Raw genomic sequence first — 13,538 nt, forward strand, 5'->3', positions numbered from 1 at the left:
GTGTGCAAAAAGATGCTGAAATCGCAGATGGTTAAGAAAGTTTTACTTCACCCTCTGGACAAGCCGAATCACGAATGATTCATTAGGGCAGATTCGGGCGAGCGGCGCAGCGAATCATACGAGGGACAAGGCTAAGGCGATGGTGGACGTGCGGCGGGCAACCGCGGCCGATGGACGGCTGCGTGTTAATTTCGACGGTCTGAAATCCTGGCATAGCGGCGTTACTGATCGAACGGGTGTCCGGGTGGAGACGATCTCGCGTCGTTTTCTGCAGACCGAACATATCCTCAAGCGCATCATCCCCGTTCTCATCGTTTCCTTTCTCATGGTCGTGGCCGCGTCGCACATCTTCGGCATGGTGACGGAGCATGGCCGGATGGCCGCTTCGGCGCGGCGCACGACCTCGCTGTCCATCGCCGCCGCGTCGGCCGCCTTCTCGAACGATGCCAGCATGTTCCAGGCGGGCGACCGCAGCAACGCCGAGCGTAAGCTGGCCGCCTACCTGCCGCAGGATCGCCTCGACGCAGGCGCATTCGTGCTGCTGGTGCAGTCGAGCGGGCGCGTTTTCGGCTCCTCCGCCGCCGGCTCCGCCTATATCGGCATGTTGACCTCCGATTTCTTTCCGGAAGTATCCGCCATCAGGAACTTCGGCGATCATGCCGGCGTGATCGAGACGATGATCGGCGGCGAGCCCTATTATGCGGCGATCTCCCTGATTGGCGACAAGGGCGATTTCGTTCTCTCGGTCGCATCGATGGAGCAGATCGACAAGCTCTGGCGCGATGAGCTGACGCTCAACGTCACGCTCTTTGCCGGCATTTCGTCCATCCTGCTCGTCATTCTCTATGCTTACTATATGCAGGTGCGACGAGCCCGCGACGCCGACGAGATCTTTCTCGAATCCAACCTGCGCGTCGAGACGGCGCTCTCGCGCGGCCGTTGCGGCCTCTGGGATTTCGATTTCGCCAGCCGCAAATTCTTCTGGTCGCGCTCGATGTACGACATGCTCGGGCTGCCCGCCGCCGACAAGCCGCTCGCCTTTTCCGACGCAGCACGGTTGATGCATCCGGACGATAGCAGCCTGCATATGCTGGCTCGTTCCGTCAGCCGCGGCAGCGCCGGCCAGGTGGATCAGATCCTGCGTATCCGCCATGCCAAGGGACATTACGTCTGGATGCGCGCCCGCGCCCAGGTCATACGCACCCATTCCGGCCGCGTTCATATGATCGGCATCGCCATGGACGTGACGGAGCAGCACCGGCTGGCGCAGCGCTATGCCGAAGCCGATCAACGGCTCGCAGACGCCATCGAGTGCACCTCCGAAGCCTTCGTCCTGTGGGACAAGAACGACCGTCTGGTGATGTGCAACGTCCATTTCCAGCAGGCTTACGGCCTGCCCGACAAGGTGCTCGTGCCCGGCACCGAGCGCGCAGTGGTCAACGCCGCGGCGGTTCGGCCCGTCATCGAGCGTCGCATCGTCGATCCCGGCCGCTCCAATCATGCACAGACGACGGAAGTGCAGCTTGCCGACGAGCGCTGGCTGCAGATCAACGAACGCCGGACCCGCGACGGCGGCCTCGTTTCTGTCGGCACCGACATCACCCAGCTGAAGCGCAACCAGGAGCGCCTTCGCGAATCCGAACGCAGGCTGATGGCGACGATCAACGATCTCTCGGCATCGCGGCAGATCCTGGAGCGGCAGAAGGCGGAACTTTCGACCGCAAACACCAATTATCTGGCGGAGAAGGAACGCGCCGAAGCCGCCAACAGGGCCAAATCGGAATTCCTCGCCAACATGTCGCACGAGCTGCGCACGCCGCTCAACGCCATCCTCGGCTTCTCGGAGATACTGCAGGATCAGATGTTCGGTCCGCTCGGCTCGTCGCGATACAACGAATATGCCAAGGATATCCACGACAGCGGCAAGCATCTTCTCAACGTCATCAACGACATCCTCGACATGTCGAAAATCGAGGCGGGTCATATGAAGCTTAGCTGCGAGGAGGTCGATCTCGCGCCTTTGATCGAAGAATGCCTGCGCTTTACCAGCATTCCCGCCGCCCACAAAAACATTCTCGTCGAGCAGTGCATTTCTCCCGAAATCAAGCTGAATGCCGACCGCCGGGCCATGAAGCAGATCGTGCTCAATCTGCTTTCCAACGCTGTGAAATTCACCAATGACGGCGGCCGCATAGCGGTTCGCACTCGCAGGATCGACGATGCGGTGATGCTGGTTATCGCCGATACGGGCATCGGCATACCGAAATCAGCCCTAAGCAAGATCGGCCAGCCCTTCGAGCAGGTGCAGAGCCAGTATGCGAAAAGCAAGGGAGGCTCGGGCCTCGGACTTGCGATTTCACGCTCGCTGGCCACGCTGCATCGAGGCCGCATGCGCATCCGCTCCCGCGAAGGGATCGGCACGGTCATCGCGATCCGTATCCCCGATCAGCGCTGATCAGTTTCCAACCGTTGCCTGGAAGATTTTCCGCACCGCCTTCGACAGCCGCTTCAGCTCCGCCTCCAACGTGCGGATATCCGGGCAATCGCCGGCGCGGCAGACCAATTCGATCAAGCCGGAAGGGGTATTTTTCGGATCGAACGTACCGTCGATGCAAAGGCGAATAAGCTGCGACACTTCCGTGTAGAGTTGCAGAGCCTCCAGGCAGACATCCAGGTCATTGCGATCCATCAGGCTGCTGCCAAGCAATTTCAACGCTTCGGCCGTGCTGAGACCATTAGCGTCGATGCCGACGCCGCGTGCCGGCGCGATCAGCCGCAGATATTGCGCGATGAATTCGATATCGATCAGCCCTCCGGGGATCAACTTCAAATCCCAAATGCTCTCCGGCGGCTTTTCCTGTTCGATCAGGTCGCGCATCTCACGAACATCCCTGGCAATCTTGGCGACATCCCTCGTCGAGGAAAGAATCTCGCCAATGATGCATTCTGCATCCAGCAAAAATTCCTCGTCACCGCAGATCAGGCGGGCGCGCGAAAGCGCCATATGCTCCCAGGTCCAGGCTTCCTCGCGCTGATACTTCTCGAACGAGTTGATGCGCGTGGCGACCGGGCCCTTGTTGCCGGACGGACGCAGACGCATGTCGACGTCGTAGAGTACTCCCTCGGCCGTAGGGGCCGAAAGGGCCGCGATCAGGCGCTGTGTAATGCGCGTGAAATACCGCGTTGCATCCAGCGGCTTCGGGCCGGAGGATTCGCCTGCCGTATCATCGTAATCATAGAGCAGGATGATATCGATGTCGGAACCGGCCGATAGCTCGAAACTGCCGAGTTTGCCCATGCCGACGACGGCAACGCGGCCGCCGGGATACTCGCCATGCGCCGCCTGGATTTCCTTCATCACCGCATCCAGCGCTGCCTCGACGATCAGATCGGCAAGATAGGTAAAGGCACGGGCCGCCATAATCCCGCCGATCGCGCCCGTCAGCAGGCGAATACCGATCAGGAAGCGCTGTTCGGATGCGAAGATGCGCAGCAGGTCGAGTGTCTCTTCATAGTGTCTTGCCGAGGCAAGGAAGCTCTTAAGACGTTCGGCCAGATAATCGCGCGTCGGTAGCTCGGCCATGAGGCTTGGATCCAGCATGCCGTCAAAGACATGCGGCTTGGCGGCAATGATCTCGGCAAGCCGCGGCGCCGAAGACATGATGTTGACGATGAGAGAAAGCAGCGCAGGGTTCGTGCCGAGCAGCGAGAAGAGCTGAATGCCCGCCGGCAGGCCGGAAATGAAGCTGTCGAAGCGCAATAACGCCTTGTCGGCACGCTTGCTCTCGCCGAAGACCCGCAGCAGCTCGGGCGTCAGCTCCGTCAGCCGCTCGCGTGCCTCTACCGATTGCGTCGCGCGATACCGCCCGTAGTGCCAGGTGCGGATCACATTGGCGATGGCCGACGGCCTTTCGAAACCGAGGCGGCGTAGCGTCTCCAGCGTGTCTGGATCGTCACCCTGGCCGGTGAAAACCAGGTTGCCCGTTTCGGACGACAGTTTCGTTTCCTGCTCGAACAGGCGCGCGTAACGGCGCTCGACCGTCTTCAAGGTCGAGACAAGGGCCTCGGAGAAGGCCTGTGCATCGGGGAAGCCCATCATGAAGGCGATGCGCCGCAGCTCTGCATCGGTTTCCGGCAGCAGATGCGTCTGCTCGTCGCGCACCATCTGGATGCGATGCTCGATATCGCGAAGGAACCAGTAGGCGGTAGCCAGTTCGTCGCGCGTTTCCGCATCGATCCATTTTGCGTCGGTCAGTTCGGCCAGCGTCTCCTCGGTCGCGCGGCTACGCAGCGCCGGCATGCGGCCGCCGGCGATCAGCTGCTGTGTCTGCACGAAGAACTCGATTTCGCGAATGCCGCCACGGCCCAGCTTGACATTGTGACCCTTGACCGCGATCGCGCCGTGACCTTTATGCGCGTGGATCTGCCGCTTGATGGAATGAATGTCCGCGATGGCGGCGTAGTCGAGATATTTGCGGAAGACGAAGGGCACGAGATCGCGGACGAAAGCCTGCCCTGCCGCAATGTCTCCCCCCACCGGCCGCGCCTTGATGAAGGCGGCGCGTTCCCAATTCTGGCCCCTGCCCTCGTAATAGTTCATCGCCGCATCGACTGGAATGGCCAGAGGCGTCGAACCGGGATCGGGGCGCAGACGCAGGTCCGTGCGGAACACGTAGCCATCCGCCGTGCGCTCCTGCAGGATACGCACCAGCCGGCGCATCAGCCGGGGGAAGGTGTCGATAGCGTCTTCGGGATTGGGAACGATGCCCGCCGTTTCATCAAAGAAAACGACGACGTCGATATCCGACGAGTAGTTCAGCTCCTCGGCGCCGAGCTTGCCCATGCCGAGCACGATCAAGCCGGATTTCAGGCTCGGGGTGACGGGATCGGGAAGCGAGATCTTGCCGGCTTCATGGGAGGACAGCAGCAGATGGTCGATTGCGGCCGATATCGATGCTTCCGCCAGCGCACTCAGCCAGCGGGTGGTCTTCCTTCCATCATAGATACGGGCGAGGTCGGCGAGCGCAATCAGAAAGGCGGCCCGGCGTTTGGCGACGCGCAAGCGGGTCATCACCTCGCCTTCCGAAGGCGACGGTCCGCCGCTCTCTGCCGGAAGCCAGGTATGACGAGCCTGTTGGACCAGGGCTTCGACCTGCGGCGATAACGGCTTCTCGATGGCGGCAACCAGCAGGGCGGGTTCGAGATTGGCGGTTTCGCGGAGATGCGGCGACAAAGCGAGTGCTGCGACGACAAAATCCCGCAGCGCGCTGTCGCCAGCCAGCAAGGCGGCAATGGCCGGTTCCGCTGCGGCGATCTGCTTGAGGTCGGCGAGCGCGAATTTCATCTCTGTCTGGTTTAGCGGCCGCAGCCGCCCAGGCGGGACATCCCGCAACATATCGCCTTGCGTCGTCGTCATGCAGCGCTCCCCAAGAGCAATCGGATAATGCAGGATTAACCTATTGTTTCTGCATGGGGAAGATCATCGTTACGGTTAGGCCTTTGGCATTAGCGCTATCGGGATCGGTATCCGAAAGCTCCAGCCGGCCGCCGTGCAGCTCCATGACCGCCTCCACCAGCGCGAGGCCAAGCCCTGTTCCCGGCTTCGAACGGCTCTCGTCCAGGCGGAAAAAGCGCTTAACGACATCGGCCCGCTGCTGGGCGGGGATGCCGGGGCCGTGATCCGCAACAGCAAGCATCACGGCATCCTGCGTGTGCGACAACTTCAGCGTCACCGTCGGCTCGCCCTGGCAGCCTGCCGCATATTTGAGGGCGTTGTCGATGAGGTTGAAAAGCGCCTGGCCGATCAGTTCGCGATTGCCCTGCACCTCGACAGCGGGCTCGATTTTGGCCATCAGCGCCAGCCCGGATTCCTCGGCCACAGGCTCATAGAGCTCGGACGTATCGGCGACGATGGTGGAGAGATCGACAGCGGTCATTTCTGCGGCCACCGAGCCCGCCTCGACGCGCGAGATCATCAGCAGCGCATTGAACGTGCGGATCAGCTGATCGGATTCGCCGATGATGCCCTCCAGCGCGACACGGCGGCCATCGCTATCGGCATTGTCGAGCGCATCGGCGGCCTTGTTGCGCAGGCGCGTCAGCGGTGTCTTCAGGTCGTGCGCGATATTGTCGGAGACCTGCCGCAGACCCTCGTTCAGCTTCTCGATGCGCCCCAGCATGGCATTCAGCGATGCCGACATACGGTCGAACTCATCGCCGGAGCCGCCGACGGGCAGACGCTGCGAGAGGTCGCCCGCCATGATCTTGCGGCTGGCGTCCGTCATCCGGTCGATGCGCTTCAGAGCATTGCGGCCGATACCGAACCAGATGACCAGAGCGCCGAGGCCCATAATCGCCAGCGCCAGCATCAGCGCCTGCCGCACCAGCACGCGGAAACGCTCCGGCTCGCCAAGGTCGCGGCCGACCAGGATACGCAGGCCGTTGTCGAGCATGAAGATGTTGGCGATCGCCAGATGGCGTCGCTCCGGATCGTTGGAAGCGTCCGTGTAGCGCTCGTAGATGAAGGGCAGTTCCGTCCAGCCGGCCTGGCCGAGCACGCCGGGCTGCACGGAAGCGACGTTGCCGGCGAGAATATCGCCGGAAGGACCAGCAATGATATAGAGATTGGCACCCGGCTGGCGGGCGCGGCGCTCCATCGTGCGCAGAAGCAGGTTCAGCCCACCGATATCATAGGCGCGCTTGACCTGATTGACTTCCTGCTGAACGGCATCGCGGATCTGCCCCGACAGCAGCCGCTCGGACATGGCCGTGACATAGAAGACAAGTGTCGCGGCGCAGAGCGAAAAAAGAAGGATGTAGAGAGCGGAAAGGCGGACTGCGGTGGACTTGAAGAGGACGCGGAAGCGGCTCATCCCTCATCCTTGATCATGTAGCCGGCGCCGCGGATCGTCTTCAACAATGGCTGGCTGAAATCCTTCTCGATCTTGGAACGCAGCCGCGAGACATGGACGTCGATGACGTTGGTCTGCGGATCGAAATGATAGTCCCAGACATTCTCGAGAAGCATGGTGCGGGTGACGACCTGGCCGGCATTCTTCATCAGATATTCCAGGAGGCGGAATTCGCGCGGCTGCAGCGGGATTTCCTTGCCGCCGCGGCGAACCTCGTGCGACAGCCGGTCGAGCTCGAGATCGCCGACGCGATAAAGCACGTCCTGCTCCGGGGCTCCCTTGCGGCGGCCAAGCACTTCCACACGCGCGAGCAGCTCGCTGAAAGCATAGGGTTTTGGCAGATAGTCGTCGCCGCCGGCGCGCAGACCCGTGACGCGATCATCGACCTGGCCGAGCGCGGAGAGGATGAGGACCGGGGTATGCACACCCTTGCGGCGCAATTCGCTGATGACGGACAGGCCATCGCGGCGCGGCAACATGCGATCGATGATGGCGACATCGTAGGTATTCTCGGTGGCCATGAAGAGGCCGCTCTCGCCGTCGCTTGCGTGATCGGCAACAATGCCGGCCTCGCGAAATGCCTTGGTGAGGTAAGCCGCCGCCTCGAGATCGTCTTCGATGATCAGAATCTTCATATGGGCGACATTACCTGCCGAGGGCGCCTCGGCACAACCGGAATCGGAAGAGTTTACGGCATGTTGGCCAGCGGTTGTCATCTTTCACCTGCCTCGGAGCCAGTCATCGTTGACGTCGTTTAAAGGGGAAGCCGCGCAAGCCGTGCCTGCGCGGCTTCCCATTGCATTCTAAAGGTTGAGAGGATCAGCCGGCATTGATCGGCAGGGCAACGAAGCGGCTGCCGTCGCCGGACTGGATCTGGAAAAGGGCACGTGTGCGGCCGTCCTTCTTCGCCTGATCGAGAACCTTGACGATGTCCTTGGCGCTCGAAACCTGCTGATTGTTGACCGAGGTGATCTTCTCGCCTTCCTTCACGCCCTTGTCGGCGGCATCCGAGTCGGGATCGACGGCAGTGATCGCAACGCCCTTGCCATCGTCGGACGGACCGACGGTGAGGCCAAGATCAGCCAGAGCCTTTTCGGAGGATGGCTGCGACGGGCTCGGCTGCGAGTTGTCGTCAGCCGGAGACTGGCTCTGATCGACCGGCAAAGTGCCAAGCTCGACCGTGACCGACTGAGACTTACCGTCGCGCCACAGGGAAACCTCGACCTTGGAGCCCGGCTGCATGGCGCCGATGCGACGAGCCAAGTCACGCGGATCCTTGACCGGTTCGCCGTTGACCGCCGTCACGACGTCGCCGTTCTTGATGCCGGCCTTCTGACCAGGCGAGCCGTCCTGCGGAGAGACGACCAGCGCGCCGCTGGCTTCGGAAAGGCCGAGAGATTCGGCGATATCCTTGCTGACGGGCTGGATCTGAACGCCGAGCCAACCGCGCGAAACCGTGCCGGTCTTGATCAGATCGGTAACGACATCCTTGGCGGTGGTCGCCGGAATTGCGAAGGCGATGCCGACGCTGCCGCCCGACTGCGAGAAGATGGCGGTGTTGATGCCGACCACCTGGCCGTTGAGATTGAAGGTCGGGCCACCGGAGTTGCCCTTGTTCACCGGCGCATCGATCTGGATGTAATCGTCATAGGGACCGGAATGGATATCGCGACCACGGGCCGAGACGATACCTGCGGTAACAGTACCGCCGAGGCCGAACGGGTTGCCGACGGCAACGACCCAATCGCCGACGCGGACCTTGGCGTCATCGGCCCAGCCGACATAGGTGAACTTCTTGCCCTTGGGATCGACCTTCAGCACCGCGAGGTCGGTACGCGAATCCTTGCCGACGAGCTTGGCGTCAAGCTCGGTGCCATCGTTGAGAACAACGACGAAGGCTGCACCATCGGAAACGACGTGATTGTTGGTGACGATATAGCCGTCTTCCGACACGAAGAAGCCGGACCCTTGGGCGACCGGCCGCAGGCGGCCCTTGCCGTCTTCGGAATTCTTCTGCTGGTTCTGGCCCTTCTGCTGGCCGCGGCCCTGCTGCTGCTCGAACTGGCGGAAGAACTTCTTCAGCGGATGATCGTCGGGAAGATCGTCGAAGCCGCGACCGAGACCGAAGGAATCGTCCTCCTCAGCTGCCGAGTTGATCCGGGATTCCACGCGAACCGAGACCACGGCCGGCGATACGGCGTCCACCACATTGGCGAAGCTCGGAACCTGCGGGGCCTGGACATTGACGGCATCGGCATACGAGCGGCTGACTTCGGCGGGAACACCCGCGGCCAGAGCAGCAACAGCGAGGCCGGCGACGACAGAAGCCTTCATTGCGGTGCTGCGGGACAAGGTGTCCTTGATATTCCTGAACATATGCGAGTTACCTTCTATTCTCTCGTCAGATTTCAGCCGGCGGAGACCGGCAATGACTTGTGGTGGTAAAGATATAGGACACGGGACCTTACAGCGAACTGTCCGCCCCATGAAAAATTCGTAATGTAGGGAAATGATGGCAATGACGTGAAGGAAGATGACGTCAGCGTCACTTTCCCAGGATCTCATTCAATTGTGCCTCTTCCTCGGCACTTAGAGGCTTGCCGGTGGGCTTGCCGGCACGGCGGCGAGCATAAGCGGCAAGGGCAAATCCACCGACGATAAAGAGCGCGATCGGCGCGCCCCAGAGTATGAATGTCTTTTCGGTGAAGCGCGGCTTCAAGAGGACGAACTCGCCATAGCGGGAGACGATGTAATCAAGTACCTGCTGATCCGTGTCGCCATCCTTGAGGCGGTTGCGGACCAGCAGGCGCAGGTCACGCGCAAGGTCGGCATTGGAGTCGTCGATAGACTGGTTCTGGCAGACCATGCAGCGCAATTCGGCGGAGATCGTCCGCGCCCGCGCTTCCATGGCTGGATCGGGCAGGACTTCATCAGGATTGACGGCGAAGACCGACAGCGGCGTCAGGATGGCTGCAAGGCAGAGCCACAGCCGGGCAAGGCCAAGCAGGCGCCTTTCGCGCAAAAAGGGTAATATCCACCGAAACCTGCTCATTCCGCCGGCTCCATTGCAGGGCGAGCCGGCTTCGTCTTCCGGCTTGGTGCACCGACGCGCAGGCGCCGATCGCTGAGCGACACGAAGCCGCCGATTGCCATGACGAGAGCGCCCATCCAGATGCAGAGAATGAACGGCTTCCACCAGATGCGCACGACCATGCCGCCATCCTTGCCGGCGTCGCCGATCGACACGTAAAGCTGGTTCGGCCCGAGCGTCAGGATGCCGGATTCGGTGGTTGCCGTGCGGCTTGCCGTGAACACGCGCTTGGACGACGACATTTCGGCAAAGGCGACGCCGCCGCGGCTTACCGTGAAGCGGGCGCGATCTTCGGTGAAGTTCGGGCCGACACCCGACGCCATGCCTTCGAAGCGCAGGCTGTAGCCACCGAGTTCGGCTGTCTCGCCCGGCTTCATGCTGGTGATGTTTTCTGTCTCGAAGGTCGTCACGGCGACGATGCCAAGTACGGTAATGCCGAGGCCGGCATGGGCAAGCGCCGTCCCAAAGGCGGAGCGCGGCAACCCGCGCAGCCGGCGCCAGGCGATACCAGCCGCAACCTTGCGAACGCCGGCGCGATACCAGAGATCGGCGAGCGCGCCGAAGATCAGGAAGAAGCCGGCGGCAAGACCGAGAATGGCCATCACCGGACCGCCATGCTTGAGATAGAACAGGACAAGCCCGGCGAGGAAAGCAAGACCGGCAACGACGAATAGCCGCTGCAGCGCGCCGAGCAGATCGCCGCGCTTCCACGCAAGCAGCGGGCCGAACGGCACGGCGACGAGGATCGGCGTCATCAGCAGCCCGAACGTCATGTTGAAGAAGGGCGGTCCGACGGAAATCTTGTCGCCGGTCAAGGTTTCCAGCGCCAGCGGATAGAGCGTGCCGGTCAGCACCGTGCCGCAGGCAACCGTCAGGATCAGGTTGTTCAGCACCAGCGATCCCTCACGCGAGATCGGCGCAAACAATCCGCCTGCGGCAAGCTTCGGTGCACGCAGGGCAAAGAGCGAGAGCGCTCCGCCGATGAAGATCAGAAGAATACAGAGGATGAAAATGCCGCGCGTCGGATCGCTGGCGAAGGAATGCACGGAGGTCAGCACGCCGGAGCGGACAAGGAAGGTGCCGAGCAGCGAGAGCGAGAAGGTCAGGATCGCCAGCAGCACCGTCCAGATCTTCAGGGCGTCGCGCTTTTCCATGACCAATGCGGAGTGCAACAGCGCCGTGCCGGCGAGCCAGGGCATGAAGGAGGCGTTTTCCACCGGATCCCAGAACCACCAGCCGCCCCAGCCGAGTTCGTAGTAGGCCCAGTAGGAACCCATGGCGATGCCGAGCGTCAGGAAGCTCCAGGCGGCCAAGGTCCAGGGTCGTACCCAGCGCGCCCAGGCGGCATCGATGCGGCCTTCCAGAAGCGCCGCAACGGCAAAGGAAAAGCAGACGGAGAAGCCGACATAGCCAAGATAGAGCAAGGGCGGATGGATTGCGAGACCGATATCCTGCAGGACGGGATTGAGATCCTTGCCCTCGGCCGGCGCCGGGTCGAGCCGGATGAATGGATTGGATGTCAGCAGAATGAAGACCAGAAAGGCCGAGGAGATCCACGACTGCACGGCCAGAACATTGGCACGCAGCACATCAGGCAGATTGCGCCCGAACAGCGCGACGAGGGCACTGAACAGCACAAGGATCAACAGCCAGAGCATCATCGATCCCTCGTGATTGCCCCATACGCCGGAAATCTTGAAGATCAGCGGCATCAGCGAATGGGAATTGGCCCAGACGTTGAGGACGGAGAAATCGGAGGCAACATAGGCGTAGGTCAACACGCCGAAGGAAAAGGCGACGAGCACAAAAGCGACGACCGAACCAACCGGCGCGATATCCATCATCGACACATCGCCGCGGCGCGCGCCGATTACGGGAAGGATGGAAACGATGAGCGCGGTCGCCAGCGCCAGTACCAGGGCGTAATGTCCAAGCTCGATAATCATCGGGTCGCCTCTTCGCCCTTCCAGACGCCATCGGCCTTCAGCTTGTCGGCGACCTGTTTCGGCATGTAGCGTTCATCATGCTTGGCAAGAACGCTGTCCGCCACAAAGACATTGCTGCCCGGCTCGAATTTGCCTTCGGTCACGACACCCTGCCCTTCGCGAAAAAGATCCGGCAGAATGCCGTCATATTTCACCTTGATGGTATCGGTACCGTCGGTCACGGCGAACTGTACCTGCGTGCCCTGCCCGCGCACGATCGATCCTTCGCCGACAAGCCCGCCAAGGCGGATCAGCGTCCCGGCGTTGACCGGCGTCTTGGCGAGATCGGCCGGCATATAGAAATAGGCGACCGACTGGCTGAAGGCGAACAGGACCAGCAGCACGGCAACGGCGATAAAACCCATACCGCCGGCGATCACGGCCAGGCGTTTCTGCTTGCGGGTCATTGCTGCTTCACCTCCGTCGGCAGTCCCAATTCCTTTGCCAGCGCCAAAAGCTGCTGGCCCTTGCCTCCATCGGCCGGGAAAGCGGCAAGGCCTCGCTTCAAGGCATCTGCAGCGCGATCCCGATCGTTCAGCACGGCGTAGGAGCGGATCAGCCGCATCCAGCCCTCGAAATTCTTAGGGTCTTCCCTGAGCTTGGCATCGAGGCTCTCGACCATGCCGCGGATCATCTGCTGGCGATCGCCGCTGCTGAGTGCATTGGCAGCCGCGACATCCTCCGCAGTCGGGTTGCCGGGTGCATTGGCATTCGCAGATACCGTGGGCTGACCGCCATTCTTGACAATATGCTCATTGACGGCGGCAAGCCAGGGCGCATCCGGTGGCGATTGCTCGACCAAGGCTTCGAAGGCGGTTTTAGCATCCCCTGCCTTGCCTTCCTGCTCCAGCGCCAGCGCCAGATAGAAAAGCGTGCGGGGATTGGCGGCATCGAGCGCCAGTGACTGCTGCAAGACGCTGCGGGCTTCGGCAGTCACAATACCATTGGCCTTGACCACCAATACTTCGCCCAGGTCGCCGAGCCGCGTAGCACTCGGCCCCAGCAGACGGATTACATTGCGGTAGGCAAGCTCTGCGTCAGCGATACGATTGGTCTTGAAGTAGATCGGTGCCAGGACTTCCCAGCCCTTGGCGTCATCGGGATTCTTGGCCAGATGCTGCTCAATCTTGACGATGGAAATGGCGAGATCGTTGCCGGGCTTCTCCAGCCGCGCTTCCAGCGGCTGCGACGGCAGCCCCGGATCGCCTTTGGTGAGATAAAGACAGAGGCCGACAGTGGGGAGAATGACGATGATGAAAGCCTGAGAGAGGCGATAGTTGCTGCGGTTGGGCGATTTTGCTTCGGTAGCCTCGCCTTTGGAAACGGCAATGAGCCGCCGTCCGATCTCCGCCCGGGCATAGCCTGCCTCCTCCGGCGAGATCAGCCCGGCGGCGAGATCACGATCCAGTTCGCGAAGCTGATCGCGATAGACCTCGGCCTCACCGGAACGACGGTCTGCGGCCTCCTTTGCACCACGCAGAAGAGGAAAGAGCAGCACAGCACCGACAACGGCCGTGATAACGGCCACGAGAATCCAGAACAGCATAAACG

At 61.6% G+C, this 13,538-nt stretch carries 9 protein-coding genes; 1 reads left to right on the top strand and 8 read right to left on the bottom strand.

Annotated elements, in window-relative coordinates:
- Positions 1–139 precede the first annotated feature (139 nt).
- Entirely contained in the window at positions 140–2,455 is a 2,316-nt protein-coding gene (locus tag QD409_RS11215; protein ID WP_092845742.1) for a PAS domain-containing sensor histidine kinase, read from the top strand.
- Here the strand turns inward: QD409_RS11215 and QD409_RS11220 are convergent, their stop codons facing one another.
- The 8 genes from QD409_RS11220 to ccmI form a co-directional block, all read right to left on the bottom strand.
- Entirely contained in the window at positions 2,456–5,416 is a 2,961-nt protein-coding gene (locus QD409_RS11220) for a bifunctional [glutamine synthetase] adenylyltransferase/[glutamine synthetase]-adenylyl-L-tyrosine phosphorylase (RefSeq protein ID WP_430762755.1), read from the bottom strand.
- Positions 5,417–5,456: 40 nt separating this feature from the next.
- Positions 5,457–6,872 (bottom strand): sensor histidine kinase, encoded by a 1,416-nt coding sequence (locus QD409_RS11225; protein ID WP_092845746.1) that lies wholly within the window; start codon positions 6,870–6,872, stop codon positions 5,457–5,459.
- Complete coding sequence (locus QD409_RS11230) at positions 6,869–7,627, bottom strand: response regulator transcription factor (protein ID WP_092845748.1); 759 nt, start codon at positions 7,625–7,627, stop codon at positions 6,869–6,871. Before QD409_RS11230 ends, QD409_RS11225 begins: the two co-directional genes overlap by 4 nt.
- Positions 7,628–7,730: 103 nt before the next feature.
- Complete coding sequence (locus tag QD409_RS11235) at positions 7,731–9,287, bottom strand: Do family serine endopeptidase (protein ID WP_092845750.1); 1,557 nt, start codon at positions 9,285–9,287, stop codon at positions 7,731–7,733.
- Positions 9,288–9,456: 169 nt separating this feature from the next.
- Positions 9,457–9,963: a cytochrome c-type biogenesis protein gene (locus QD409_RS11240; RefSeq protein WP_245297945.1), complete on the bottom strand. Its 507-nt coding sequence runs from the start codon at positions 9,961–9,963 to the stop codon at positions 9,457–9,459.
- Positions 9,960–11,948: a heme lyase CcmF/NrfE family subunit gene (locus tag QD409_RS11245; protein ID WP_092845752.1), complete on the bottom strand. Its 1,989-nt coding sequence runs from the start codon at positions 11,946–11,948 to the stop codon at positions 9,960–9,962. Before QD409_RS11245 ends, QD409_RS11240 begins: the two co-directional genes overlap by 4 nt.
- Positions 11,945–12,394, bottom strand: a complete 450-nt coding sequence (gene ccmE / locus QD409_RS11250; RefSeq protein ID WP_004121650.1) for a cytochrome c maturation protein CcmE — start codon at positions 12,392–12,394, stop codon at positions 11,945–11,947. The genes QD409_RS11245 and ccmE overlap by 4 nt, the downstream gene beginning before the upstream one ends.
- Positions 12,391–13,533, bottom strand: coding sequence for a c-type cytochrome biogenesis protein CcmI (gene ccmI / locus QD409_RS11255; RefSeq protein WP_430762756.1), 1,143 nt, complete (start codon positions 13,531–13,533; stop codon positions 12,391–12,393). The genes ccmE and ccmI overlap by 4 nt, the downstream gene beginning before the upstream one ends.
- Positions 13,534–13,538: the final 5 nt, after the last annotated feature.

The organism is Rhizobium sp. BR 315 (assembly GCF_050577975.1).
Classification (GTDB): domain Bacteria; phylum Pseudomonadota; class Alphaproteobacteria; order Rhizobiales; family Rhizobiaceae; genus Rhizobium; species Rhizobium miluonense.